Origin of the sequence: Kribbella pratensis, from assembly GCF_004365355.1 — a bacterium.
Classification (GTDB): domain Bacteria; phylum Actinomycetota; class Actinomycetes; order Propionibacteriales; family Kribbellaceae; genus Kribbella.
Window position 1 is genome coordinate 208821 of record NZ_SODP01000002.1, and the last position, 26002, is coordinate 234822.

28 protein-coding genes are annotated in these 26002 nt (G+C 68.4%); 11 read left to right on the plus strand and 17 right to left on the minus strand.

Features of this window, described 5'->3' with window-relative positions; all coding sequences use genetic code 11:
* Position 1 precedes the first annotated feature (1 nt).
* Positions 2–1186 (plus strand): aminoglycoside phosphotransferase family protein, encoded by a 1185-nt coding sequence (locus tag EV653_RS17530; RefSeq protein WP_134104740.1) that lies wholly within the window; start codon positions 2–4, stop codon positions 1184–1186.
* A complete protein-coding gene (locus EV653_RS17535; RefSeq protein ID WP_134104742.1) occupies positions 1183–2004 on the plus strand; it encodes an NAD(P)H-binding protein in 822 nt (273 codons plus the stop codon). The genes EV653_RS17530 and EV653_RS17535 overlap by 4 nt, the downstream gene beginning before the upstream one ends.
* A gap of 12 nt (positions 2005–2016) precedes the next feature.
* Here EV653_RS17535 and EV653_RS17540 read toward each other — a convergent pair whose 3' ends face one another.
* Positions 2017–2538, minus strand: a complete 522-nt coding sequence (locus tag EV653_RS17540) for an isochorismatase family protein (RefSeq protein WP_202871720.1) — start codon at positions 2536–2538, stop codon at positions 2017–2019.
* A 155-nt stretch (positions 2539–2693) separates the two neighbouring features.
* Here EV653_RS17540 and gndA point away from each other — a divergent pair, with 155 nt between their 5' ends.
* Entirely contained in the window at positions 2694–4133 is a 1440-nt protein-coding gene (gene gndA, locus EV653_RS17545; RefSeq protein WP_134104744.1) for an NADP-dependent phosphogluconate dehydrogenase, read from the plus strand.
* Here gndA and EV653_RS17550 read toward each other — a convergent pair.
* The gene (locus EV653_RS17550; protein ID WP_134104746.1) at positions 4061–5488 is read right to left on the minus strand and encodes an MFS transporter; all 1428 of its coding nucleotides are present in this window, start codon (positions 5486–5488) and stop codon (positions 4061–4063) included. The genes gndA and EV653_RS17550 overlap by 73 nt on opposite strands.
* A complete protein-coding gene (locus EV653_RS17555; RefSeq protein WP_202871721.1) occupies positions 5488–5865 on the minus strand; it encodes a nuclear transport factor 2 family protein in 378 nt (125 codons plus the stop codon). The genes EV653_RS17550 and EV653_RS17555 overlap by 1 nt, the downstream gene beginning before the upstream one ends.
* A 69-nt stretch (positions 5866–5934) precedes the next feature.
* Between EV653_RS17555 and EV653_RS17560 the strand changes: the two genes are divergently transcribed.
* Positions 5935–6552, plus strand: coding sequence for a TetR/AcrR family transcriptional regulator (locus EV653_RS17560; RefSeq protein ID WP_134104750.1), 618 nt, complete (start codon positions 5935–5937; stop codon positions 6550–6552).
* 41 nt (positions 6553–6593) lie between these two features.
* Positions 6594–7052 carry a DUF6319 family protein gene (locus EV653_RS17565; protein WP_134104752.1) on the plus strand — a complete coding sequence of 153 codons (459 nt, stop codon included), beginning with the start codon at positions 6594–6596 and terminating at the stop codon, positions 7050–7052.
* A gap of 150 nt (positions 7053–7202) precedes the next feature.
* On the opposite strand, the gene EV653_RS17570 is transcribed toward EV653_RS17565, so the two are convergent.
* Together EV653_RS17570 and EV653_RS17575 are read right to left on the minus strand one after the other, a co-directional pair.
* Positions 7203–8216: an alcohol dehydrogenase catalytic domain-containing protein gene (locus EV653_RS17570; RefSeq protein WP_134104754.1), complete on the minus strand. Its 1014-nt coding sequence runs from the start codon at positions 8214–8216 to the stop codon at positions 7203–7205.
* Between the two features lie 54 nt (positions 8217–8270).
* Complete coding sequence (locus tag EV653_RS17575; RefSeq protein ID WP_134104756.1) at positions 8271–9014, minus strand: glucose 1-dehydrogenase; 744 nt, start codon at positions 9012–9014, stop codon at positions 8271–8273.
* A 131-nt stretch (positions 9015–9145) separates the two neighbouring features.
* Here EV653_RS17575 and EV653_RS17580 point away from each other — a divergent pair, with 131 nt between their 5' ends.
* From EV653_RS17580 to EV653_RS17595, 4 genes are all read left to right on the plus strand, one after another.
* Positions 9146–10105 carry a LysR family transcriptional regulator gene (locus EV653_RS17580; protein WP_134104758.1) on the plus strand — a complete coding sequence of 320 codons (960 nt, stop codon included), beginning with the start codon at positions 9146–9148 and terminating at the stop codon, positions 10103–10105.
* A gap of 354 nt (positions 10106–10459) precedes the next feature.
* Positions 10460–10996: a DUF6817 domain-containing protein gene (locus EV653_RS17585; protein WP_134104760.1), complete on the plus strand. Its 537-nt coding sequence runs from the start codon at positions 10460–10462 to the stop codon at positions 10994–10996.
* Positions 10997–11006: 10 nt separating this feature from the next.
* Positions 11007–11936: an alpha/beta fold hydrolase gene (locus tag EV653_RS17590; RefSeq protein ID WP_166679475.1), complete on the plus strand. Its 930-nt coding sequence runs from the start codon at positions 11007–11009 to the stop codon at positions 11934–11936.
* 46 nt (positions 11937–11982) lie between these two features.
* Positions 11983–12399 (plus strand): hypothetical protein, encoded by a 417-nt coding sequence (locus EV653_RS17595; RefSeq protein ID WP_134104765.1) that lies wholly within the window; start codon positions 11983–11985, stop codon positions 12397–12399.
* Here the strand turns inward: EV653_RS17595 and EV653_RS17600 are convergent.
* From EV653_RS17600 to dapC, 6 genes are all read right to left on the minus strand, one after another.
* Positions 12389–13108 carry a PIG-L deacetylase family protein gene (locus EV653_RS17600; protein WP_134104767.1) on the minus strand — a complete coding sequence of 240 codons (720 nt, stop codon included), beginning with the start codon at positions 13106–13108 and terminating at the stop codon, positions 12389–12391. The genes EV653_RS17595 and EV653_RS17600 overlap by 11 nt on opposite strands.
* Positions 13109–13136: 28 nt before the next feature.
* Complete coding sequence (locus EV653_RS17605; protein WP_134104769.1) at positions 13137–14435, minus strand: D-arabinono-1,4-lactone oxidase; 1299 nt, start codon at positions 14433–14435, stop codon at positions 13137–13139.
* Entirely contained in the window at positions 14432–15598 is a 1167-nt protein-coding gene (locus EV653_RS17610) for an amino acid deaminase/aldolase (RefSeq protein ID WP_134104771.1), read from the minus strand. Before EV653_RS17610 ends, EV653_RS17605 begins: the two co-directional genes overlap by 4 nt.
* 42 nt (positions 15599–15640) lie before the next feature.
* Entirely contained in the window at positions 15641–16462 is an 822-nt protein-coding gene (locus tag EV653_RS17615) for a hypothetical protein (RefSeq protein ID WP_134104773.1), read from the minus strand.
* Entirely contained in the window at positions 16459–17814 is a 1356-nt protein-coding gene (locus EV653_RS17620; protein WP_166679476.1) for a M15 family metallopeptidase, read from the minus strand. Before EV653_RS17620 ends, EV653_RS17615 begins: the two co-directional genes overlap by 4 nt.
* Before the next feature lie 84 nt (positions 17815–17898).
* A complete protein-coding gene (gene dapC / locus EV653_RS17625; RefSeq protein ID WP_202871836.1) occupies positions 17899–18999 on the minus strand; it encodes a succinyldiaminopimelate transaminase in 1101 nt (366 codons plus the stop codon).
* Between the two features lie 105 nt (positions 19000–19104).
* On the opposite strand from dapC, the gene EV653_RS17630 reads away from it, so the two are divergent.
* Entirely contained in the window at positions 19105–20169 is a 1065-nt protein-coding gene (locus EV653_RS17630; protein WP_134104777.1) for an FAD-dependent oxidoreductase, read from the plus strand.
* A gap of 61 nt (positions 20170–20230) precedes the next feature.
* Here EV653_RS17630 and EV653_RS17635 read toward each other — a convergent pair whose 3' ends face one another.
* From EV653_RS17635 to EV653_RS17660, 6 genes are all read right to left on the minus strand, one after another.
* Positions 20231–20569: a GroES family chaperonin gene (locus EV653_RS17635; protein WP_132210994.1), complete on the minus strand. Its 339-nt coding sequence runs from the start codon at positions 20567–20569 to the stop codon at positions 20231–20233.
* Positions 20566–20829: a DUF3618 domain-containing protein gene (locus EV653_RS17640; RefSeq protein WP_202871722.1), complete on the minus strand. Its 264-nt coding sequence runs from the start codon at positions 20827–20829 to the stop codon at positions 20566–20568. Before EV653_RS17640 ends, EV653_RS17635 begins: the two co-directional genes overlap by 4 nt.
* Positions 20830–20897: 68 nt before the next feature.
* Positions 20898–21941 (minus strand): glucose 1-dehydrogenase, encoded by a 1044-nt coding sequence (locus EV653_RS17645; protein WP_134104781.1) that lies wholly within the window; start codon positions 21939–21941, stop codon positions 20898–20900.
* A 4-nt stretch (positions 21942–21945) separates the two neighbouring features.
* Positions 21946–22770 carry a transglutaminase family protein gene (locus EV653_RS17650; RefSeq protein WP_134104783.1) on the minus strand — a complete coding sequence of 275 codons (825 nt, stop codon included), beginning with the start codon at positions 22768–22770 and terminating at the stop codon, positions 21946–21948.
* Positions 22771–22817: 47 nt separating this feature from the next.
* Positions 22818–23762 (minus strand): alpha-E domain-containing protein, encoded by a 945-nt coding sequence (locus tag EV653_RS17655; protein WP_134104785.1) that lies wholly within the window; start codon positions 23760–23762, stop codon positions 22818–22820.
* A 16-nt stretch (positions 23763–23778) separates the two neighbouring features.
* Positions 23779–25359, minus strand: a complete 1581-nt coding sequence (locus EV653_RS17660) for a circularly permuted type 2 ATP-grasp protein (protein ID WP_134104787.1) — start codon at positions 25357–25359, stop codon at positions 23779–23781.
* A 55-nt stretch (positions 25360–25414) separates the two neighbouring features.
* On the opposite strand from EV653_RS17660, the gene bcp reads away from it, so the two are divergent.
* The gene (gene bcp / locus EV653_RS17665; RefSeq protein ID WP_134104789.1) at positions 25415–25882 is read left to right on the plus strand and encodes a thioredoxin-dependent thiol peroxidase; all 468 of its coding nucleotides are present in this window, start codon (positions 25415–25417) and stop codon (positions 25880–25882) included.
* Positions 25883–26002 lie beyond the last annotated feature (120 nt).

Sequence of the window (26002 nt, forward strand, 5' to 3'; positions counted from 1 at the left end):
GGTGGAATTCAAGACGGTAGAAGCCTTGGTGAGCGTTGGCGCCCGGTACGTCGGCCGGGCGCCGACGTTCGACGTGGAGCCGGGGTGGTGGTCCGAGGTCGAGGCCATCACCCGGCATCTCGACGAACTGCTGGGCGTTCCGACGCTGGTACTGCGGCTCGTCCACGCGGACGAGGCTCTGATCGGACGCGGCGGGCGGGTGGTGTACCACGTCGAGGCGCTGGGCGAGCCGCGTCCCGGCGTACTCGATGGAACGCCGTTGCCTGACTGGGATTCGATCATCGCGGCGCAACCGCTCCGGTCGACCTGGGCCGAGGTCGGCGGACCGTCGCGGCTCATCGCGTGGGCCCAGAGCGTCATCGGACCACATGACGCCGTGCAGGTGAAGACGTGGAACCTCTCGTGTCTGATGCGGTTCCCGGGCGCATGGGCGAAGGCAACCAGCCGGTTCTGCAGCGTCGACGCGGACATCATCGAGCATGTCCGGCGGTACGACGAGACCCTCGCGCCCGCCGTACTGGCGACCTCCCGCGAGGACCGCTGGTCGCTGCTCGCCCACGCACCGGGGACGGACTGCTGGGAGCCGGACCGGCCGTCGGTCGAGAGCGTCGTGCCTCGTTGGGTCGCGGCCCAGGTGGCTCTCGCCGAGGAGGTGGACGAGCTCGACGCACCTCGGCTGTTGCCGGACGAGTTGGCGGATGAGGTCGCGGCGCTGATTCCGCGGGTTGCCTTGTCCGACGACGAGGTGAGCCGTCTGCTGAAGCTGGTCGATCGGCTGCCGGCGATTGTCGGTGAGCTCGAGTCCGCGGGGCTGCCGATCTCCTTGGTGCACGGGGACTTCCATCCGGGGAACTGGCGGTCGGACGGCACGCAGCGGGTGATCGTCGACTGGGCCGACACGTTCATCGGTCATCCGGCGACCGACATCAGGCACCTGCACGACTTCCTGCCGGCCGAGAAGCGCGAGCACGCACGCGAGGTCTGGTCGGCGGCCTGGCTCCGGGAGCTCCCTGGGTGTGAGCCGCTGCGTGCGCTCCGGCCGATGAGTGTCCTGGGGCCGCTGACGTATGCGCTGATGTACCAGCGCTTCCTCGACAACATCGAGCCCGACGAACGGATCTACCACCAGGACGATCCGGCAATCTGCCTGCGGTCGGCCCTCGATGTGGCAGGCTGCGAGCTATGACGATCCTGGTGACGGGCGCGACCGGCAACGCGGGTGGCGCGGTCGTGCAATCGCTCGCGGCACAAGGCGTCCCGGCGCGGGCGCTGATCCGCTCCGAAACCACTCTGCCGAGCGGCATCGAGCCGGTGTACGGCGATCTGAACAAGCCGAACACGTTCGTCGACGCGCTCACCGGCGTCACTGGAATCTTCCTGCTGAGCGGCTACGACCGCCTCGAGGAATTGCTCGCGAATGCAGTGGCCGCAGGCGTCCGGAAGGTCGTGGTGCTGTCGAGCAGTTCACTTGACGGCGAGGTGACGAACGCGGTCGCGGCGTACCACCACGCAACGGAGGAAGCAGTCCGCGCGGCGACAGTGGATTGGACCTTTCTGCGTCCGAACTCGTTCATGTCCAACACCTTGCGCTGGCTGGATCAGCTCAAGGCCGGCGACGAGGTGCGGGTGCAGTTCCCGGAGGTGCCGGTGTCGACGATCCATCCGCGGGATATCGCGGATGTTGCGGTGGAGGCTCTGCAGGGCTCGTCGGACGGTGAGGTACTGCGGCTCACCGGACCGGTCGCGCTGACGCCGGTGGAGCAGGTGGCGATCTTGGGCGAGGGGATCGGACGCGCGCTGACGGCGTACCCGATGAGTCGGTCCGAGACACATGACGCGCTGTTCGCGTCGATGCCCGCGCCGTACGCCGCGGCCATCGAGTCCTTCTTCGGGGACGGGACCGTCGACGAGACGTCGGTCAACAACACCGTCACCGAAATCACCGGCCGACCGGCCCGCACCCTGCAGACCTGGGTCCAGGAGAACGCCGGACTCTTCCGCTAGCACTGCGGCGGTCTACTTCAAACCGCTCAGGTACTCGGCGGTCGTGCAGACCTCGCCGATGCGAGGGAACACGTTCGCGACAGCGAACTCGTGTGCCGCTCCGTCCAACCCGGTCATTGCGTCCGTGATGAAGAACGTCTCGTAGCCGAGGTCCGACGCGGCCCGCCCGGTCGACTCCACGCCGAAGTTGGTGGCGATTCCGGCGAGGGCCACGTTCGCGATCCCCCGCGACTGGAGCTCGGCATCGAGCGGTGAGCGGCCGAACGCGCCGATCGTGCGCTTCACGATCTCCAGGTCGCCCGGCTGCGGCACAACCTCGGCCGCGAACGAGCTCCCCTCCGGCTGCACCTCGACGCCGGGCCGCTCGACCCGCACATTCACCACCAGCCCACCCGCCGCCCGCGTCGCCGCGGCCAGCGCAACGGATCGCTCGAGCACAGCCGGCCCGCTGAAAGGCGCGGTATCCAGCGCGATGATCCGCGGCATCAGATCGATCAGGATGAGCGCAGTACGACGGGACTCAAGAGGATTCACGAACCGAGCCTAAGCGCCGGCCCGTCCACCCCGGCGAAGTGAAAGAGGTCGTCCAGGAACGAGCTGGTGTCCACGAGCTGGCACCCGCTGGACGGCGCGGTTGCCGGGGGACGCAGACTGGTGCTCGCACACAACTTGAGACTGCGGGAGATTCGATGAGTTCTGCGAAAGCCCAGATCGGTGTCACCGGACTCGCGGTGATGGGTCGCAACCTGGCCCGGAACCTCGCGCGCAACGGGTTCAGCGTCGCTCTGCACAACCGTACCCAGGCCCGCACGGACGCGCTGGTCGAGGAGTTCGGTTCCGAGGGCGACTTCGTCCCGTCGACGGACCTGGCCGGCTTCGTCGAGTCGCTGGAGCAGCCGCGCAAGATCATCATCCTGGTGAAGGCCGGCGCCCCGACCGACGCGGTCATCGACGAACTGGTGCCGCTGCTCGACGAGGGCGACATCGTCGTCGACGCCGGCAACGCGCACTTCCTCGACACCCGGCGCCGGGAGAGCGCGCTGAAGGAGAAGGGTCTGCACTTCGTCGGCAGCGGCGTGTCCGGCGGCGAGGAGGGTGCGCTGAACGGCCCGAGCATCATGCCGGGTGGTTCGCCGGAGTCGTACGCGGCGCTGGAGCCGATGCTGACCAAGATCTCCGCCCACGTGAACGGCGAGCCGTGCTGCGTGCACGTCGGTCCGGACGGCGCCGGCCACTTCGTGAAGATGCTTCACAACGGCATCGAGTACGCCGACATGCAGCTGATCGCCGAGGCGTACGACCTGCTCCGGCACGTCCTCGACCTGTCCCCCGCCGAGCTGGCCGACGTGTTCCGCGACTGGAACACCGGTGACCTCGAGTCGTTCCTGATCGAGATCACCGCCGAGGTGCTCAGCCAGACCGACCCAACCACGGGCGGCCCGTTCATCGACATCATCCTCGACCAGGCGGAGCAGAAGGGCACCGGCCGCTGGACCGTACAGTCGGCGCTCGACCTGGGCATCCCGGTCAGTGGCATGGCCGAGGCCGTCTTCGCCCGGTCGCTGTCGGGTGACGTCGTACGGCGGGAGGCGGCGGCCGGCGTACTGCCCGGCCCTGCGCAGGCGAAGCTCGACGTGGACCGGCAGGCGTTCATCGACGACGTACGGCACGCGCTGTACTCGTCGAAGCTGGTCGCTTACGCACAGGGGTTCGACGCGATCCGGGCGGCCAGCGACGAGTACGGCTGGGATATCGACCTCGGTGCGATGGCGAAGATCTGGCGCGGCGGGTGCATCATCCGGGCGCGGTTCCTGGACCGCATCAAGGAAGCCTACGACCGGAACCCGGACCTGCCCTCGCTGCTCGTCGACGACTACTTCAAGGAAGCAGTCGCCAACGGGCAGGAGGCCTGGCGCCGGGTGGTGGCTGCCGCCGCTACGGTCGGCGTGCCGGCTCCGGGGTTCTCGGCGGCGCTGTCGTACTACGACGGGCTGCGGGCCGAGCGACTGCCGGCTGCGCTGATCCAGGGTCTGCGCGACCTGTTCGGTGCGCACACCTACAAGCGCGTCGACCGTGAGGGCAGCTTCCACCTGGAGTGGTCGGGCGACCGCTCCGAGAGCACCCAGTAGACGACTACTGCCGCGACGCACAGGAAGCCGGCCGCTCCGAAGCTCGCCACGTTGAACCCGTGGACAGCATCGGAGTGGGCGGCGACTGTGCCGGCGACTGTGCTGAGCAGCGCAGTCCCGAGTGATGCGCCGATCTGCTGAGAGGTCATCACCATGGCGCCGGCCACCGCAGTGTCGGGGCCGGCGTTCAAGGTCGCGGTGCTGTTGGCGGTGACCAGGACCCATCCGGTCCCTAGAGCGACGAGGAACAACACCGGCATGACGTGCAGCCAGTAGCTGCTGTCAGCCCTCAGCAAGCCGAGCAGTGCGAGTCCAGCGGCGATGGTGAGCAGCCCAGGGCAGATGAGGGAACGCACTGACGCTTTGGCCAGCAGTGCGCTCACCGCACGCACTCCGACCATCAGCCCCACTGTCAACGGCAGGAACGCCAGACCAGCCTTCACAGGTGAGTAGTGCTGGATGTTCTGCAGGTAGAACGTCAGGAAGAACAGTACGGCGAACATGCCGATCGCCACGCTGAACACGGCCAGGTACGAACCACCCCGCCGCCTGTTTGCCACAACCCTCAAAGGCAGCAGCGGCGACTTCGCGCGTGCCTGCACGGCCAGGAAGCCGGCTAGCAACACCACTCCTCCTGCCAGTGACGCGTACGTCGCCGGTGCGCTCCAGCCGTCCGACTCCGCCCGAGCGAACCCGAACACCACCGCCATCAGCCCTGTTGTCGCCAGCAACGCACCTACTAGGTCGACTCGCACTCCGGGGACGCGCGGGACCGGACGTACGGCGTACAGGACACCTCCTGCTGCCAGTGCGGCGATCGGGAGGTTCACGAACATGCACCACCTCCAGTCGAGGTACTGCGTGAGCACGCCGCCGAGCAGGACACCGAGACCGGACGCACTGCCCATCGCCGTCCCGTAGATGCCGAACGCCTTCCCGCGCTCAGCCGGCAACGGGAACGACGCCGCCAGCGTCGCCAGCACCGCTGGGGTCAGCAGTGCGCCGAAGACCCCTTGCAGTGCACGGCCGGTCAGCAACATCGCCGGACCGGTCGCCGCACCACCAAGCGCCGACGCTGCCGCGAATCCGGTCAGCCCGACGAGCAGGGCACGGCGCCGCCCGATCAGGTCGCTCATGCGTCCACCGAGCAGCAGCAAACCGCCGTACCCGAGCGCGAACAGCGTGATCACCCACTGCCGCGCCGGATCCGACATCCCCAACGCCCGCTGCACCGACGGCAACGCGATATTCACGATGGTCAGATCAACCCCGACCATCAACTGAGCCGTCGCCACCGCCCCCAGCGCCCACCACCGCCGCACGTCGAGCTCCGGAGGCGCTTGCGTGGCTGTCATCAGAACATCCCGTTCGTGTTGGCAGCTGTGTCCGGGATCGGCTGCATGACGTCCGAGTGCTCGACGATCCGGCCGTCCTCGTCGAGACGGAAGATGTCGACGATCGCGGTGCCGGCCTGTCCCGGCACGCGGATGCCGTGGACGTGGGCGATCACGTAGTCGCCGTCCGCGAAGAGGCGCTTGACGTCGGCCTTCAGGTCCGGGAAGTCCTGGCGGATCGTCGCAATGAACTCCTCGAAGCCGGCGATTCCGTCCGCGATCCGGGGGTTGTGCTGGGTGTAGGTGTCGCCGATCAGCTTGGCGGCAGCGTGGAAGTCCTTCTGGTTCAAGCCGGTCTCGTAGAAGTCGAGGACGGTTTGTTTGTTGCGTTCGCTCATGGTCATCCTTAAGTGAACAGCTGTAGTGCTACGACTGTAAGGCAACGTGCGTTGCAATACAATCGGCTTATGGATGCTGGAACGTCGCGGAGCCGGAACCGTCGCGGGCAGGGGGAACTGCTGCGGCAGGAGATCATCGAGGCCGCGCTGCGGATGCTGAACGAGCTCGGTGACGACGAGGCGCTCTCGCTCCGCGCGGTCGCGCGCGAGGTCGGGATCGCGGCGACGTCGGTCTACATCCACTTCGCCGACCGCGACGAGCTCGTCTTCGCGGCGCTCGAGCAGTCCACGACCAACCTGCTTCGCGACCTCGAGCAGGCAGAGGACAGCGCCGGGGAGGACCCGGTACGCCGGCTCCGCGCGCGGCTCCTGTTCCTCGCCGGCTGGGTGCGCGAGTACTCCGGTCTCTACAAGGTGCTGCACGAGAGCACGCTGAACCGGCGGATGCATCTGGTCTTCAAGGAACAGTTGTCGACGCGCGCGACCGCCGCCGTACAGGCCTGTATGGACGCCGGCCTGGCGCCAGCGGACGACGCGGCCGCTGTGGCCCTGGACCTGCGCTCCGCGGTGCATGGCGCGGTCTCGATCCGGATCAACGAGCCGGAGGCCGACCTACCGCCGCTGGCAGACCAGATCGACCGCTTCCTGGTGAAGCTGGTTGGCCTACAAATCGAACATGTGTTCTAATAGTCACACAGCGCCAGTCCCAGAAGGAGATCGCCGCAACGATGACTGTAGACACTCTGGCAGTAGAGACGCCGTCCGACCTCGCCGACACTCCCGACCCGATCAACCCGTCGGCGACCACGCCGGAAACGACGCCCGAGGCCTCGACCGACGCCACGGCCGAAGCCGCCTCCGCTCCGGTCGAGGCTCCCAAGGCCAGGAAGGCACCGGCGAAGAAGGCTGCCGGCAAGAAGGCGAAGACCATCGAGCTCACCCTCACCGTCACCGGGACGGCGGACGGCGAGTGGCACGCCGAGCTCAAGCAGGGCACGACGTACCTGGCGCGCGACCTGGCCGTTGCCGCGGCCGCGGTGTCCCGCGCGGCCAAGGAACTGCACGAGGACCTCTCGACCCCGATCGACGAGGTCATCGAGGAGGCCCGCTCCCAGCAGGCCGCCAAGGTCGCCGCGCTCGAGGCCGAGCTGGAAGCCGCCAAGAAGGCCCTGGCCGACCTGGACTGAGCTCTGGCCGATTGAGTCTGGCCGGATTGAGTTCAGCCTGATCCCGACGCAGGACTCCCCGTGGTAGTCGCCTTCCCTGATCACCACGGGCAGCAAATGCAGAACCCGTCCGCAATTGTGTGAGGTGGTTGCGGACGGGTTCTGGGGGATCTACTCGGGCTGGGTCTTGAGCACGATGCGGAGGTTCGCCTTGGGCTGGTGTTGCCAGGCCTCCTCGGCCTCCTCGAGCGGGAACGTCTCGATGATCGGCCGGATGCCCTTCAGCACCGCGAAGTTCAACGTGTCCTCGGAGTCCGCGGAAACCCCGGAGTACCAGCCGGACACCGACAGCCGGCCGTCGGACAGCGCATGGCCGGTGACCTGGATCGGGTCGCTGCCTTCGAGCACGATGAGCTGACCGTTCCGACGCAGACCCTTCACGAGATCCGACTGGAGCTCAGCGCGAGAGACGGTCGCGAGGACGACGTCCGCACCGCCGAGCGCCCGCAGCGCCTCGCCGGCATCGCCTTCGGTGCTGTCGATGTACTCGTCCGCCCCGAGCTGACGAGCGAGCTTCTCCTTGTCGCGGCCGCGGTTGATCGCGACCGTCCGGAAGCCCATCTTGTCGGCGAACTGGATCGCCAGGTGACCGACACCGCCGACGCCCTGCACCGCGATCGTGTCCCCCGGACCCGCGTGCGCATGCCGAAGGGCGTTGAATGCCGTGATCCCGCCGCACATCAACGGTGCCGCGTCCTCGAAGGACAGATCGTCCGGGATCCGCGCCACCGCGTCCTGCGGCGCCACCATGAACTCGGCGTACCCGCCGTCGTACGACGTGCCGACGATCGTGCGGTTCACGCAGTTCGTGAAGTCGCCGCGCCGGCAGTACTCGCAGGTGAAGTCGACGCCACCGGACCAGCCGACGCCGACCCGCTGACCGACCTCCCAGACCGTGACGCCCTCGCCGACCGCGTCCACGACACCCCCGATCTCGTGCCCGGGGATCCGCGGCAGCACGGTGCCGAACAGCGCGTTCCGCGGGATCGCGTCACCGCCGCAGATGCCGCAGGCATGAACCTTCACCCGGACCTGGCCGGCCTTGGGCTCCGGGATCGGCACATCGGTCACCACGAACGGGCCGCCGGCCTGCTGGACCTGGGCAGCTCGCATCGTTCCAGTCATTTCTCTCCTCAGTAGCAGTGGGTTCGGCCAGTAGGTCCGGCCGGCAGATTCAGCTCAGTGCATTCCGCCGTCGGCGACGATCTGCTGGCCGGTGATCAACCCGGCCTCGTCACTGGCGAGGAAGGACGCGATCCCGGCGACGTCCTCGGTGGTGCCCAGCCGCCCGATCGGCACCATCGCGACCAGGCTCTGTTTGTACTCGTCGTTCGCCGGGTCGGTGAAGATCCCTGCGCCGTCGATCGGCCCCGGCACGATCGTGTTCACGGTGATCCCCCGCGGGCCCAGTTCCAGCGCGAGCACCCGGGCCAGGTACCCGGTGGCGACCTTGCTGGTGCCGTACAGGCCGACGCCCAACTGCGGGACGGTCGTGGTGTTCGAGGAGATCGTGATGATCCGGCCGTTGTCCGCGATCCGGCGGGCCGCCTCGCGCAGGACGAAGTACGGGCCCTTGGTGTTGACGCGGAACAGCAGATCGAAGTCGTCTTCGGTGACGTCGGCGACCGGGACGTTCACCTTCTCCATGCCGGCGTTCGCGACCACGATGTCCACCTGGCCGAACTCGTCCACGGTCGCGTCGTACAGCCGCTGGATCCCGTCGATCCGGGACACGTCGGCGGCGACCGAGATGGCCTGCACGCCGAGTGCCTTGGCCGCGTCGAGTACCTCGTTCGCGGCGGACTCGTCGCGGGAGTAGTTGACCACGACGTTCGCGCCCTCGGCGGCGAGGCGGAGCAGGATCGCCCTGCCCAGCCCTTTCGACGAGCCGGTGACCAGCGCCGTCTTTCCCTTCAGCGTCATCCTCTTCTGTCCCCCTTCACGAGACCAGGTTCGATCGTCCTGCCAGAGCGCGGCCCGGTGGAAACAGAGACTTGTTGGCGAGGCCACAAAGAATCGTTGTGGCACGATGACTGCGTGGATGCGATGACTGCGTGGACGGCGTGGACAGCGTGGACAGCGTGGACGGCGTGGACGGCGTGGATCTGAGCCTGCGGCTGCTGGAGGCGCTCGAAGCCGTTGCGGCCGAGGGCAGCATGACGCGCGCAGCCGGAGTCCTGAACCTGACGCAGCAGGCAGTGAGCGGACAGATCCGTCAACTGGAGCGAGTGATCGGGACCCCACTGGTCGAGCGGCGTCCGACCGGCATCGAGTTGACCGCGGCCGGCGAGGTCGTCCTCAAGCAGGGCGCGGCTTTGTTGTCCTCCGCACAGGCGATGGTCACCGAGGCGCGGGTGACGGCGGCAGGCCGGCCGGATCCGCTGCGGATCACGTTCAAGGCGCAGAGTACGGCGCACTTCATGCCCGCGGTCGAGGCCGCACTACGACGCGGAGCGCCCGAGGTCGAAGTACGGCCGATCGCGTCGCACACACTGCCGGACGAGATCGCCGCGCTCGTCGAGGGGCGGGCGGACGCCGCGTTCCTGTGGTTGCCGATCGGCGATGATCCGCGCTTCACCGTCCACCCACTGCTCGAGGAAGAGCGCTGGGTCGCGCTACCGCCAGGACATCCGCTGGAAACCCGTACGTCGTTGTCCATCGAGGATCTCGCCGACGTGCCAGTAGTAGGTCCGCGGGACGGGATGCCGGAAGCGGTGGTGAACTTCTGGTTCATCGACCCGCGGCCGGATGGCAGCCGCGCGGTCTTCGGGCCGCAGGCGCGCACTCCGGAGGAGTGTCTGCACCTGGTCGCGGCGGGCCACGGCTGCTGGATCGCGCCGGCGTCGACCGTCACGTACTTCGCCCATCCCAAGCTCACCTGGCTGCCGCTCATCGACGCGACGCCGAACGTGCTGGCCCTCATCTGGCCCAAACACGCCGCGAATCCGCTCCTGGACCGTCTCCTCGAGGAGACCCGGCGCGCGCTGCATCCCTTGCCGATAGCAACGACCTAGCTCAGCGCGCTGGTCAGCGTGATGGTGAGCAGGGTCATCGTGGCCATGGCGGCGATCAAGGTCCAGCGGGCTGCGGCGTTACTCATGGATTCATGGTGGGCAGCGGCATCGCCGGTGGGAATGGGTGAGCCCGGGTTTCAGGGGTCGGTCCGGGGTGCGGTCCGGTGAAGTCCTGACTGCCGACGTCTCGGCCGCCACCTCGGGGAACAGGAAATGAACGGGGTGTGACCGAAACGGCACGCCGGAGCTGTGGGCGGGGGTGGGCGGTTGGCCTTACCGTGGGTGACCTGGGTCGCCTCCGTTGGCCCTGATCTGTTCGAGCGATTTGGCCGCTCCGGGGTGAGAAGAGGTCAGATGAGCACTTTTCAGGACTTGGGTTCGCTGCTGCTGGTGCGCGGCGCCGACGAGATCGACCACGCGGGCGGAAGCCTGTACGTCCATCTGCACCGGGTCGCCAAGCGCCTCGGATCCCTCGGCGCCTCCGACACGTTGGTGCTGGCCGGCCTCGCGCACGCGGCGTACGGAACGGACGGTTTCCCCACCCACCTGTTCGACTGGCAGACCGAACGCCCGGTCCTGGAGGCGGTGATCGGCGCCGAAGCCGAGCAGCTCGTCTACTGGTACGGCGCCTGCGACCGCGAGACCACGTGGCGCGACCTCGCCGAGCATCGCACGGTCACCGATCGCTTCACCGGCACATCGGAAGAGCTCGGCTCCGCGGACCTCCGCGAGTTCGTCGACCTGACGATCGTCAACGAGCTCGATGTCCTCGACAACGATGCGAAGCGTGCGGTCAAGCTTGCGCCGTTCCTCACCGAGCAGATCCCGCGCTGGCAGTCGCTGGCCTCCCCCGCAGTCCTCGCCGAGTCGCAGCGCATCCTGCAGCTGTAAGACTGGGGGCGTGAAACGGTTCCTGTGGCGGGGGTTTCTGGGACTTCTCGGGCTCTGGCTGATCGTCACCGCGGCATCGCTCGGCTACAACCTCGCCACCGACAGGACCGCCACACCGCCTCCCGGCCTGAAGTACGTCCGGACCGGCGATCTCAACACCCGCTACGAGACCTGGGGTACGTCGGGCACGCCCGTCGTCCTCGTCCACGGTGCGGCGGAGTCCGTCGACACCTGGTCCCGACTCGTCCCGCTGCTCGCGACGACCCACCGCGTCTACGCGTACGACATCACCGGCTACGGGTACTCCGAGCGCAAGGCGCCGTACACCATCGAGCATCTCGCGGCGCAACTGCTCGGATTCCTCGACGCGATGCACCTCGGCGGGCCGGGTGAACCGCGGCCGATCCTGGTCGGGCACTCGCTCGGCGCGGGCGTCGTCGCCGAGGCAACGCTGGAGGCGCCGAACCGGATGGCCGGGATCATGTTCCTCGACGGCGACGCGCTGCCGCTGCCAGGTGGGCAGGCCGGCCCGCCGCGGTGGCTGATCGTCCCGCCGTACCGGACCTCGCTGTTCCGGCTGGTGCTCGACCAGGGCTGGCTGCTCAAGAAGATCTACAACAGCGTCTGCTCCCCCGACTGCCCGGCGATGAACGTCGACGACTGGACGCGTCCGTTCCGGCAGCCGGGCGCCGAGAAGGCGGTCTGGCAGATGACCGCGCACGGGATCCCGGCCGTGTCCGCCGATCGCCTGGCCGAACTCCGCCGGCTGCGCGTCCCGAAGTCGGTCGTGTTCGGCGCGCTCGACGCCAACGGCGGCAACGCGACCGAGACGGCCGGTCGCATCGGAGCCCCCGCGCCGACGCTGATCCCGGACGCCAATCACCTCACGATGATCTCCAACCCGACCGAGGTGGCGGCGGCGATCAACGCACTTCGCTGATCGCAGATTCCTGGAAAACGCCGGCGGAGCGACGGATGATCGGGATATGGCCCGTTACGAAGTGGTTGCGCGCGCGAAGACCGATCGACGACTGACCGATTCCGCCTACCTCGAGCTCGCCCTCAAGTCCTGGTCGCTCGACAAGGGCATGCGGTTCCAGCGGGTCGAAGACCTTCCGGACGGGACGATCGCGATCGTCCTCCAGCAGAACCTCTCGCCGCGCAAGCACGACGCCGCGTGTGCGATGGCGAACCGCAGCCTGGCCCAGCTGGGGATCCCGGCCAGCCAGGTCCAGCAGATCGACCTGGTCCGGATGACCCGCAAGGGCGGTCGCGCGCTGGTCCGCTCGTGGGTCGGCCCGGGCAACCCACCCGGCCCGGGCACCGCCGGCGATCGCGAGCCGCGGCACCCGAAGCCGATGCCTCCGCACCTGCAGGCGTCCCGCGAGCTGCCTACGGAGTGAAGACTTCGAACCGCGCGCCGTACTTCGTGCCCAGCCGAGTGCCGGTCGGACGCGAAACGCCCTCGAGGAACTCCTCCGGGTCGAAGGCGCGGTTCAGCCCGTCGATGTAGGCCTGGTGTGCCTTCAGCGACTGCAACCCGAGGTCGAACGTGTCGGTCGTGTCCACCCCGTGCCGCGAGTTGGGTGAGCCGGCTGCCCAGACCTGCCGTACGCCGTCCCACTTGTCGCCGGCGTCCGGGAAGATCCACCGGTTGGCGGCGTCCCGGACCGCGTCGACCACCGCGCGGCCGGTGTTGATGTGGTCGGCCTGGTTCAGCGCGACGTCGCCGTCCCAGGTGTCGCGGAAGTTGCCGGTGATGACGATCTCCGGCTGGTGCCGGCGGATCGCGGCGGCGATGATGCGCCGCAGCGGTACGCCGTACTCGATCGTCCCGTCGGGCTGACCGAGGAACTCGACCGAGGAGACTCCGACGATCCGGGCCGACTCGATCTCCTCGGCCTCCCGCAGCGGTCCGCACTCGGCCGGGTCGACGCCGTCGATCCCCGCCTCGCCTGACGTCAGCAGGCAGTACGCGATCTGCTTGCCCTGGCCGGTCCAGCGCGCGATCGCGGCCGCCGATCCCCACTCGAGATCGTCCGGGTGCGCGACGATCGCCAGCGCTGTCTGCCAATCCTCGGCCAGTGGCTCGAGCCCCTCCGCAGCATTCATGCTTGGCAGGCTATCGCCCGGCGAGCGCTCAGCCGAAGACCTGCCGGGTGTATGCGTTCTCGAAGGTGCGCTGCGGATCGAGGCGGTCGCGGACGGCGAGGAAGTCGTCGAAGTGCGGGTACCGCGCTCGTAGCTCGGTCGCGGTGAGGGTGTGCAGCTTGCCCCAGTGCGGGCGCCCGTCGTACTCGGCGACGATGTTCTCGAACGCCCGGAAATACGGATCGTGCGGCAGCCGGTGGTACTGATGGATCGCGATGTACGCCGTCTCGCGCCCCGACGCCGTCGACAGCCAGATGTCGTCCGGCGCGGCGACCCGCACCTCGATCGGGAACGGGATCCGCGACCCCGAGGTGTCGATCCAGTCCCGCAGCCGGCGGACCACCCCGACCACGTGCTCGCGCGGCACGGCGTACTCCGACTCGCGGAAGATCACGTTGCGCTCGGAACAGAACACCTTGTACGACGCATCGACGTACTCCCGCGCCGACAAGGCGCGCGAAGCGAGCTGGTTGATCCGCGGAACCATGCCGGGCCGGCGTACGGCAAGCCGGTTGGTCAGCTCGAAGACCTTGTTGGACAGCAGCTCGTCGTCGACCCAGCCGCGGATCCGGCCGACCGGAGCTGCATCGACGCCCGCCGAGACGCGGTTGTTCCGCTTGGTCAGCGCGATGTCGGTGTGGGGGAACCAGTAGAACTCGAAGTGATCGTTGCCGTCGGCAAGCTCGTTGAAGCCGTCCAGTACTTCGCTCAGCGGTAACGGCATCTCCTGAGCGCGCAGCAGGAACGCGGGCACGCACTGCAGCGTGAGCGAGCTGATCACGCCGAGCGCGCCGACCGAGATCCTGGCCGCGGCGAAGACGTCCGGATTCTCCTCGGCGGAGCAGTGCAGGACCGAGCCGTCCGCGGTGACCAGGTCGAGCGCGACGACCTGCGTAGCGAGGCCGCCGAGCCCCGCGCCGGTCCCGTGCGTACCGGTGGAGATCGCGCCGGAGATCGTCTGCTTGTCGATGTCGCCGAGGTTCGCCATCGCGAGGTCGAAGGCGGCCAGCCCCGCGTTGAGCTTCCGCAGGCCGGTGCCCGCCCCGACCGTCACCCGGCCGGAATCCTTGTCGGCGTGGGTGATCGACGACAGTCCGTCGAGGCGGATCATCACCTGCTGCGGCACCGAGCAACCCGTGAACGAGTGCCCCGAGCCGACCGCCTTGAGCTTCTTGCCCTGCTCGGCGGCGGACTTGACCGCGGCCGCGAGCTCGTCGGTCGACCCCGGACGCAGGGTCTCGATCCCGGACGCCGACTCCGTGCCGGCCCAGTTCCGCCAGGTGCTCATCCGAAGTTCTTCCCTTCGCCGCGGTAGGTGATCAACTCACTCACCTGATCGCCCGACGTGCCTGAGCCGATCGCGTGCACGACGTCGAACCGCTCCAGCATCTCGCCCGCCTTCGCGTAGCGCATCCAGACTCTGTCGCCGAGCTGCAGCAGATCGGCCGATTGTCCCTGGACCGGAGTCTGCACCTCGCCGGCGCCCTCTGTGCCGAGCAGCTTCAGGCCGGACGGCCAAGCAGGCAAGGGCAACCGCGACTTCTTCGCCGGCCCCGACGCAACGTAACCGCCGCCGAACAGCGTGGCGATGCGCGGTGCCGGACGGCGTACGACGTCGAGGGCGTAGGCCATCGCGTGCTCCGGCTGGAAGATGTCGTACTTGTCGAAGAGGGTCGGGCCGTAGAGACCGGAGCCGGCGGTGACTTCGGTGACGGAGGGGTCGGCGCTGCTGATCTCCAGGCTGCCAGTCCCGCCGCTGTTGACGATCCGGAGCGCAGCGACCTGCTTCACGGCATCGACGACTGCGCCACGGCGATCGGCGAGTTCGGCTGCCGAACGCCGCTTGACCCAACGGACGGCCGGTGAGGTGTCGGGCAGACCGGCGATCTGCGCCTCGTAGAACATCACGCCGGTCAGCTCGAACGCGTCGTCGGAGGCGACGGTACGGGCAAGGGCCGCAACGTCGGCGGGGGTCCGCAGCGGCGAACGGCGTACGCCGAGATGCTGGCCGAAGACGCGGAGCGATGCGTCGACGTCGAGGCAGACCTGGATGCGCGCGGTACCGGCGACAGCCGCCTTGATGTATGCGAGGTGCTCCGGCGAGTCGATCATCAGCGTGATCCGCGCGGCCGCTTCCGGGTCTTCGGAGAGCTCGCGCAGAGCGGTGCGGTGGGTGGTCGGGTAGCCGAGCAGGATGTCGTCGACGCCGTTGCGCGCGAGCCAGAGGGCCTCGGGGAGCGCGTAGCTCATCACGCCGTGGAAGCCGGGGCGCTCCAGCGCGGCGGCGATCAGCGCACGACAGCGGACCGACTTGGACGCGACGCGGATCGGGGTACCCCCGGCGCGGCGGACCAGATCGTCCGCGTTCCGGCGGAAGGCGTCGAGATCGATCACCGCGTACGGCGCGTCGAGGCCGGCGGTCAGACGGGCATACCTGTCGAAGTCACCCATAACCGGAGTGTAGGTCACAGAATACTGAAAGGTAATACAGCTTTAGGATTCGTCGATCACTTGCTCCAGAGCGGGTACGACGGTGTGCGCCCAGTCGGACTGTTTGTCTGGTTGGGCGGAGGTGGTTGCGAGTAGGGCGACTGTGGAGCCGTGGACCACCGAGAGATCTACGTACGACTCGGCTGCGGCGTAAGTGCGAACTGCCGCAGTTGCTGTGGCGGTGGTCCAGAGCTGTTTGACAGACAGGTCGCCGCCCGCGCCGCATGCCTTCATGCGGGCCTGGTATCCGGCGTAGTAGCTCGTCGCCCGCCCGGAGTCTTTGAAGCGGAGCAGGAGGGCGGTGGCGGGCTGGTTGTCGGCTGTCCGGTAGCTGCCGGTCAGGGCGTACGCCGGGATGGGGAGGGCGCCGGTGACGGGCTTGCCTGCACAGCCGGAGGGCAGGGCTTCATAGGAGGCCTGGTGGGGATCGCGGCGGCGGGTCCAGGTGTTGTTGCCGATGAATCCGGCCTCGGCGCCGCCTGGGTCGGTGTAGGTCTTCCAGCCGAGGCCGAGCTTGTCGGGAGTCGGCAGGTTGTGGGCCGTGAGCGGTCCGGCGTTGGCGGGTGGTGGCGCGGTCGCCTGCTCCGGCACCTCCGGTGGGACGGCCGCATCCGTGGGTTTGGCGGTGCTCATGGTGGCGGGCGGCACCGGCACAGTGCCGCCGACGGTGCTCGGGATGACTGGCGTGGCGGATTGCTGGACGACACCCGGTGCGGGCTGCTGGGCAGCCGAGTTCGAGGTGCAGCCCGCGAGTACGACCGCCAGCATTCCAGCGACACCGACGTATCCGCGCCAGCCGCTCAGGACACGGTCGACGCGTCTCACTTCGGCTCGAAGTGCTGGTAGTCGGGCTTGGCCCAGCCGGCTCCCCAGAAGTAGCCCTGGCCGATCAATGCCTTCGTGGCGACGCTGCTCGCGAACAGCATGCCGGGACGCGCCGGCGTACGCGTGCGGTACGTCAGCCCGTTCGACGGGTACCAGACGCCGTTCGCGGCCAGGTACGGGTTCTCCACGGTGTTGATGTCGATCGCCCACCCGTACGAGTGCGGCGACAGGGAGTACGGATCACCGGTCACCCGCCGGCAGTTGAACGCCGAGGTGTTGTCGGCCGTCATCGACTTCACGTCACTTCCGCCGAACACGTCCACCCGTCGCATCTGCCGGATCGGGAACTTCGACGCGAACGTCGTGGTCCAGACCGTGATCATCTTCGCCACCGCGGCGTCCCGCAGGATCAGCTCGCCGCGGTGTACGTGGCCGTCGAAACCCCAGTAGTTCAGCTGCAGCAGCCGCAGCGACGCCGGCGCGACCGGACAGCCGGCCCGGTACGTGTTCGGCACCATCGCGGCGGAGACGGCGTACACCTTGGGGTTCAGCGCGGCTTTGATGACGATCGTGGCGAGGCCGGAGTACTCCATCGCTGCCTGGCTGACGTACCTGGTGACGACACGCACGGTCCGGGTGGCCGGCAGGTCATCGGGGAGCCGGAGCCGGAAGTTGCCCTTGGCATCCATGACCCCGATGTTGAGCAGCTGCCACTTGCCGCTGCCGAGATAGCTCTGCAGAGCCAACTCCTTGCCCGGCTCGGCCGGCACCATCCGGCCGGTCACCGAGACGCCGGTAAGCGTGGCGTACCAGGCTGCCGGGGTGTTGATCAGGATCTTCCGGTCCTGGATCGGCACGGTCCGGTACGCCGAGATCGCGAGCGCCGTCTCCGCCTTCACACCGATCATCGTGCGGAACGCCCAGGTCCCGGTGGACGCCGAGATGTAGCTGAACCTGTACGCGCCGCCTGTCGTGGTGCGGGTCGACGCACGCAGTACCCAGGCGCCCGGGACGCGCTGCCACAGGGTGATGTACGACCCGGTGATCGGCTGGCTGATCTTGCCGGTGAAGACCGTCGGCTTGTCCTCCCAGGACGCGGCCGGCTGATCCAGCGTGATCGACCAGGCCGGGGTGGGAGTCGCTGCAGGCGTGGGAGTGGCGGCAGGTGTGGGAGTCGCAGCGGGCGTGGGAGTAGTAGCCGCGGGCGTTACCGCCGGCCTGGGCGTGGGCGACGGGGTTGCGGGCGTCTCGGTTGGCGTGACACTGGGCGACGGGGAGTCGTCCGCGTACGCGACACCCACCGGCCCCAGACCCAGCAGCACCGCAACAGCCACCCCAACGAAGCGTCTCATCCGCCTCACCCTCCCCTCGACAAGTCCTACCCCCTATAAGAGGCGGCCACACCGGGAGACGTCACAGGGGAGCGCGGACTTCGTTTACTCCTGCAGTCGCTTCACCGCTGAGTCGATGCGCTCGTCGGTCCCGGTGAGCGCGACGCGGACGTGTCGCTCGCCGGCGGCGCCATAGAACGCGCCAGGAGCGACCAGGATGCCCCGGTCCGCCAACGCCCCGACCGAGCCGTACGCGTCGTACGACGGGTGCGACGCCCACAGGTAGAGCCCGCCGTTGGACAGCGTGATCTCCCAGCCCGCATCAGTTAGAGCGTCGCGCAGTACGGCACGCCGACGGAGGTAGCGAGCACGCTGCTCCTCCACGTGTACGTCGTCCGCGAACGCGGCAGCCATCGCAGCCTGGATCGGCGACGGCACCATCAGCCCGGCGTGCTTGCGTACGACAAGCAGCTCGGTCACCACGGTCGGGTCACCGGCCACGAAGCCACCGCGGTACCCGGCCAGGTTGGACCGCTTCGACAGCGAGTGCACCGCGAGCAGGTTGTCGAAGCTGCCGCCAGACACGTCCGGGTGCAGCACAGACACCGGCTTCTCGTCCCAGCCGAACTCGGTGTAGCACTCGTCGCTGACCAGCAGTACCTCGTTCGCCCGCGCCCACTCGACCGCACGGCGCAGATCGTCCGCGGAGGTGATCTCACCGGACGGATTGCGCGGCGAGTTGAGGTACGCGACCCGCACCGGGCCGTCGTACGTCGTGGGGTCCGCCACCGGCACGCTGGTCGCGCGGGCGAGTGCAGCGCCCGCCTCGTACGTCGGGTAGGCCAGGTCCGGGATGAGGACCGTGTCGCCCGCGCCGATGCCCAGCAGCGTCGGCAGCATCATGATCAGCTCTTTCGTGCCGATCACGGGCAGTACGCCGCTCTGCGGGTCCACTCCGGTCACGTCGAGACGCCGGGCCATCCAGTCCACAGCCGCCTGCCGCGATGCCGACGTACCAAGGGTCGTCGGGTACGACGGGGCGTCCGCGGCGTCGGCGAGCGCCTTCTTCACCAGCTCGGGCACCGGGTCCACCGGACTGCCGATGGACAGGTCGACGATGCCGTCGGGATGCTCGGCCGCCTTCTGCTTGTAAGGGGCGAGCTTGTCCCATGGGAAGTCTGGCAACCGACTGGAGGTCTCGAAGATCACGGGCCCATTCTCCCCCGCCTGCCGATCGCGCCGCCTCCGCCTGCCCGCTCCGCGAGAACCTGACGCCTTCTGACGCCTGCGCGCCGCCCGTACTCTGCTGGGATGACGTACGACGTGGCGGTGGTGGGGGCCGGTGCGATGGGGTCGGCGGCGGCTCGTGCGCTGGCGGCTGCGGGGCGCGAGGTCGTCGTACTGGAGCAGTTCACGCTCGGGCACGAGCGGGGTGGCTCGCACGGCGCGACCCGGTTGTTCCGGCCGGCTGCGGATGACGCCGAGGCGGCCGAGCTGACCGAGCGGGCGCGGCCGTTGTGGCGCGAACTGGAGGCCGACTCGGGCGAGACGCTGCTCGAGGAGACCGGTGGGATCGACCACGGCACGAGTCCCGAGTCGGTCGACACGTTCCGGTTGTTGCACGCGGCAACCGGGTCGGTGCTCGCCGCGGAGGAGGCTGCGGAGCGGTGGCCCGGGTTCCGGTTCGAGAGTCCGGTGCTCTACCAGCCAGGATCAGGTCGGCTGTACGCCGATCGCGCGGTGCACGCGTTGCAGACGGTGGCTGCTCGGCTGGGCGCGGAGCTCCGCGTGCAGTCGCCAGTACGCGCGCTACGGATCCACGACGCCCTGGTGGAGCTCGACGTACCCGGTGGGGCTGTGCGGGCGCGGCAGGTCGTGGTGACCGCTGGGCCGTGGACTCCGAAGTTGCTGAGCGGTCTGGTGCCGTTGCCGCCGTTCAGAGTGACGCAGGAGCAGCCGCGGTTCTTTGCACCGATCTCCGAGAACATGGAGTGGCCGAGCTTCGTGCACTGGGGTCCGGACAGCTATGGCCTCTACGAGCCCGGGTCCGGAGTGAAGGTGGGCCTGCACGCGAGCGGACCGGAGGTCGACCCCGATACGCGTGACTTCCGGCCGGAGCCGGAGCGGGACTCGGCACTGCTGGAGTACGTCGAGCAGTGGTACCCCGGGCTGGATCCTTCCCGGTCCACTCCGATCAGTTGCCTCTACGACAACACGCCTTCGGCCACCTTCGTGATCGACCGGGCCGGACCGATCACCGTGGCCGCGGGGTTCTCGGGCCAGGGCTTCAAGTTCGTGCCGCTGGTGGGCGCGTTCGTCCGTGACCTGGTCACGGGTGGGCCGGACACTCCGGCCCACTTCCATTTCCAGCGATAGAGCCATTTCCAGCGATAGAGCCGTTTCCAGCGATAGATCTGCTCCAGAGACAGGGCCGGTTTCAGAGATAGAGGCCGGTCTGGCCGTCTTCGAGACGGCCGGCCGCGACCGCGTGCAGGTCGCGCTCGCGCAGCAGGATGTAGTCGTCGCCGCGCACCTCCACCTCGGCCCGGTCCTCCGGGTCGAAGAGAACGCGGTCGTCGACCTCCACCGTCCGCACGTTCGCCCCGACGGCCACCACTTTCGCCCAGGCGAGCCGGCGGCCCATCTGCGCGGTGGCAGGGATCAAGATGCCGGCCGACGACTTACGCTCGCCCTCCTGCTCGAGGGAGACCAGGACGCGGTCGTGCAGCATCCGGATCGGGAGTTTGTCGTCGGACAGCCGCTTGCGTGGAGTCACCGGCGACCCACCAGCCGGCGGATCATCAGCAGCATGCCGACGACGCCGACCACCGCGGCGGCGACCGCGGCGATCTTCTGGGTCCGCAGCCGGCCCTGCTCGTCGAAGACCTGGGACTTGGCCTGCTCGACCTGCCGCAGGGCCACGTTCTTCGGGTTCGCCCGGTCGACCAGTTCGTCGACGGTCGAGGCCAGGCGCAACCGGGTGGCGGCGATGTCCGCCTCGATCTGCTCGGCGGTCCGAGCCTTCGTGTCCGACACCTGTCGACGCTCCTTCCATCCGCGGGGCATGCCCCGATCTGCCCCTCGTCACCCACCATCCTCGCAGGTCATCCCCGCAAGTCCACGACCACCTTGATGTCGTCCGGTTCCCACACCAATGCATCCGGCCACTGCGACAGCGGCACGGTCCGGGTGATCAACCGCTGCAGCCAGGCCCGATCAGCCGCGAGCAGCACGTCGACAGCGTCCGCGTAGTGCCGTTTCCCCGCATTCACGGTCCCGACCAGTGCGGCGTTGCGCACCACCAACTGCCGGACCAGCGCGTCCAGCTCTACGTCGACAGTCGCCGGCCCGGGGTGGATCCCGGCCAGACACATCACACCGGCCGGTGGGAGCAGCGATGCGCAGTCGAACACCAGCTGCCCGGCTCCGGTCGCCTCAATCACCACATCAGGCACGACACCGAGCTCGCTCAGGTCCGTCAGGTACGTCCCACCCAGCGCCCGTACGAGCTCCGGCTTCGGCCCGTCCGAGACCCTGTCGAGCACATGTACGTCGTACCCGCGCTGCCGGGCGATGAGCGCCGCGAGCAGCCCGATCGGCCCAGCTCCGGTGACCAGCACCTGCTGCGGACCGAACCACGACCGCGCGCCAACCCGGTCCACCTGCTCCCACGCCTTGGTCAAAATGCTGGCCGGCTCCACGAGTACGCCGAGCTCCCCCAGCTCAGCAGGGATCGGCACGGCGAAGTACGGGTCGACCCGCCAGCGCTCAGCGCCGTACCCGTCCATTTCCTTGATGCCGCGCTCGGTGTACTGACCGTTGCGGCAGAAGTCCCACTCGCCGCGCGCACACGCCGGACAGGGCACCGGGTCCGGTCGGCGGACCACTCCGGCCACCAGGTCGCCGGCATCGAAGCCGGAGCCCAAAGGGGCCTCCAGCACGCGCCCGAGCGACTCGTGTCCGACGACCAGCTGGTCCGACCCCGGACGTCCGCTGCCGAACGCCCCCGACACCAGCTCGATGTCGGTCCCGCAGATACCCGTCAGCAGGCCCTCCACGAGGATCGAACCGTCGGCAACGGGAGGCTCCGAGACCTCGCCTACTGTCGCCGAGTCGGACTTGCCCGGCGTCACTGTCATGGCCCGCATGCGCTCAGGCTAACCGGGTCATGTCCACGGTCACCTCGATGGCCGTCGCGGCGCCGCCGGAATAGATGCCCTTCAGCGGAGACACATCGCCGTAGTCCCGCCCGGTCGCCACCCAGACGTGGCGGTGACCGATCGGGATGTCGTTGGTCGGATCGAATCCCCACCATTCACCTGTCCACGCCTCCACCCACGCATGACTCTCACCGACAACCGTCTCCCCCACCGACGCATCCGGTTTGGTGTGCAGGTATCCGGAGACGTAGCGGGCCGGTACGCCGACTGCCCGCAACATGGCCAAGGTCAGGTGCGCGTAGTCCTGGCACACGCCCTCACCGGCCTGCCAGGCGTCGACAGCCGACGAGTGCACACCAGTGGTGCCGCGCTGGTACTTCAGCTTGCCGTGCACCCACTTCGACACGGCCAGCACAGTCTCCTGCGGCGTACAGCCCTTGCGGAGCGAGCGTGCGACGGCAGCGAGCTCACCGTGCTTCGGGACGTAGGCGGACCACTCCAGGTAGTCGGCGTACGCGTCGAGGACGTCAGGTGACTTCAGTTGGGACCAGGTTGCGGCAACTGACGGTGTGGCCTGGTCGGTCGTCTCGACTACGGAGGCCGCGACCACCTTGAGCTCGGTGTGCGGAGTGTGCAGGTCGAAGGAGTTCACCTCTGTACCCCAGTAGTCCGTGTACTTGTACGCACGAGTCGCGGGGACCGTCTCCAGCCGCGCCACCATGAGGTTCTGCCGGTCGTCATGGCGCGGAGTCAGTCTGGCCTCGTTGTAGGACTGTGTGACAGCAGTCGCGTACCGATAGCCAGTCGTGTGCACCACCCGGAGACGCCACTGTGTTTGATTCTTTCCCCGCCCCACCGCCCCGGTCACAGGTTCACCTCCGCGTTGTTCCACTCGATCCACGGCACCGCATGGAAGTACTGACGCGACACGGCCTCGCCGACCTCACGGACCATCGTCTGCAGGTCCTGCAGTCTGCCGGTCAGATCGTCCAGCAGGTCTGTCAGCCGGAGGAACTCCAGCTCGCTCCGGGCCTTGCCCAGCAACCGCGCAGCCTCTGCACCGGCACCGATCCGCGCCGCAGGCCCGTGGTCGAGGTCGTCCAGACAGGACTCCGCCTGCTGCAAGGCATGGAACACCGACCGCGGGAACAGACGGTCCAGCAACAAGAACTGCACGACCCGCGAGGCATCCAGCGCGCCGCGGTACGTCCGCAAGTACGTGTCGTGCGCGCCGGCGGAACGCAGTACCGTCACCCAGCCTGGTGAGGTCGGCCGGTCGCCGACTCGGGACATCAGCATCCGGACGATCATGTCCACGCGCTCCACCGAGCGACCGAGCACCAGGAACCGCCAGCCGTCGTCCCGGCTCATCGTGGAGTCGGCCAGCCCGGCGAACATCGCCGCCCGGTCCTCGACGAACGTGAAGAACTCGTGCGGCCCCACTCGCCGCGCAGCCCGCTGACGCTCGGGTACGGCGTTCCACATGGCGTTGATGCACTGCCAGAGCTCGCTGGACACCACCTCGCGGGCGACGCGGGTGTTCTCGCGGGCACTGGCGATCGAGGACACGATCGACCCGGTCTCCGGCGACATGGCGACCAGCTCGGTCAGTCCCCACACGTCCAGCGTGCTGCCGTCGGGCGGAGTGATGCCGAGGACCGAGAGCAGCCTGCGGCTGGCCGTGTCCGCGTCGACGGTGGCGTCCTCGAGCAGTTGGTGCACCGACACGTCGAGGATCCGAGCGGTGTCGTCCGCACGTTCGACGTACCGGCCGATCCAGTACAGCGACTCGGCGTTGCGTGCGAGCATCGTCAGCACCTCCCCATCACTGTTGCTGCTGCTGTTGGGCGACGTTCAGTTCCGGACCACGCTCCGGCGTACTGTCCGTCCTCGGTGCGGGCGTCCCCAGACCGGGTCCGCGGAGCTCGGCGTCCTCGTCGGACGCTCTGGGCGCCAGCACCCAGGTGTCCTTGGAGCCGCCGCCCTGTGACGAGTTGACGACCAGACTGCCCTCCGGAATCGCCACTCTGGTCAGCCCGCCGGGCAGAACGAACACGTCGTCGCCGTCGTTGACAGCGAACGGCCGCAGGTCCACATGTCGCGGCTGCAGCCGTTCACCCACCTTCGTGGGCACAGTGGACAGCTGTACGACGGGCTGCGCGATCCAGCCGCGCGGATTGGCCCTGATACGACGACGCTGCGCCTGGAGCTCCTTCGGCGAGGCATCCGGTCCGAAGACGATGCCGTACCCGCCAGAGCCCTCCACCGGCTTGGTGACCAGCTCGTCGAGGCGATCCAGTACTTCGGTCTGCTCCGCGGGCAGCCAGCACCGGTACGTGTCGACGTTCGGCAGGAGTGGCGTCTCGCCCAGGTAGTACTTCAGGATCTCGGGCAGGTACGTGTAGATCAGCTTGTCGTCGCCCACACCGTTGCCCACCGCATTGGCGATCACGACGTTACCCGACCGCGCCGCATTCACCAGACCGGCGACACCGAGCGCGGAGTCCGGCAGGAACTGCACCGGGTCCAGGAACTCGTCGTCGATCCGCCGGTAGATCACATCGACCCGCTGCTCGCCTTCCGTGGTCCGCAGGTAGATGACGTTGTTGCGGGCGAACAGGTCCCGGCCCTCGACCAGCTCCACCCCCATCTGGCGCGCCAGCAGCGAGTGCTCGAAGTACGCCGAGTTGTAGACGCCCGGCGTCAGTACTACGACGTTCGGATCGGTCGCATCCGTCGGGGCCGCGGCCCGCAGCGCCCGGAGCAGATGTACTGCGTAATCCCCGACAGCGCGGACCCGGTGCTTGGCGAACAGGTCCGGGAACACCCGCGCCATCGTCCGGCGGTTCTCCATCACGTACGACACCCCGGACGGGCTGCGCAGGTTGTCCTCGAGCACGCGGAAGTCACCCTGCTCGTCGCGGACCACGTCGATGCCGGCCACGTGGATGCGGACGCCGTTCGGCGGTGCGATACCGGCTGCCTGCCGGTGGAAGTGCTCGCAGGAGGTGATCAGCCGACGCGGCAGTACGCCGTCCGCGACGATCTGCTGGTCGCCGTAGATGTCGGCGAGGAACGCCTCGAGAGCACGCACCCGCTGCACCACGCCACGCTCCAGCCGGGACCACTCCGCCGCGGTGATCACACGCGGCACCAGATCCAGCGGGAACGGCCGCTCCTCCCCCGACAGGCTGAACGTGATGCCCTGGTCCACCAGTGCCCGGTCCAGCGCCTCGGCCCGCGTAGTCAGGTCCGCGGGCTGCAGGGGCATGAGTGAGTCGTGCAGCCGTTTGTACGCCGTACGGACGCCGTCGACCGGGTCGAACATCTCGTCGTACGCCCCGGCGTGCGGGCGGCGCGGATCCAGGTAGCCGTCGAACAAGGGGCGGGAAGATGCGCGGCTCATCTGCGCATCTTGCACGTACGATTGCGGCACTTCAATCGATTCGTGGAGGGCCCTGATGTCCGATCGTCTGTCCGTCGGCGACACCGCACCCGACTTCACCCTGCCCGATGCCGACGGCAACGACGTGGCGCTGAAGGACCTGCGCGGGAAGAACGTGATCGTCTACTTCTACCCGGCCGCGATGACCCCGGGCTGCACCAAGCAGGCGTGCGACTTCCGCGACTCGCTCGACTCGCTGCAGGCCCACGGGTACGCCGTACTCGGGATCTCCCCGGACAAGCCGGCCAAGCTGGCGAAGTTCCGCGAGCGCGACGGCGTGACGTTCCCGCTGCTCAGCGACCCCGACAAGGAGGTCCTGCAGGCGTACGGCGCGTTCGGCGAGAAGACCATGTACGGCAAGAAGGTAACCGGCGTGATCCGGTCCACGTTCGTCGTCGACCCGGACGGGAAGATCGCCGTCGCGCAGTACAACGTGAAGGCCACCGGGCACGTCGCAAAGCTGCGCCGAGACCTGGGCCTGTGAATCCCCCGCTGTGAATCCACCCTGTTAAGAGGGGTGTGAAAAGGCACCCTCCCCTGGGCTGTTCCGGAGGGAAACCTTCGACCGTTTCACGGAGATGGTCCATGGAACGGTCGTTTGAGC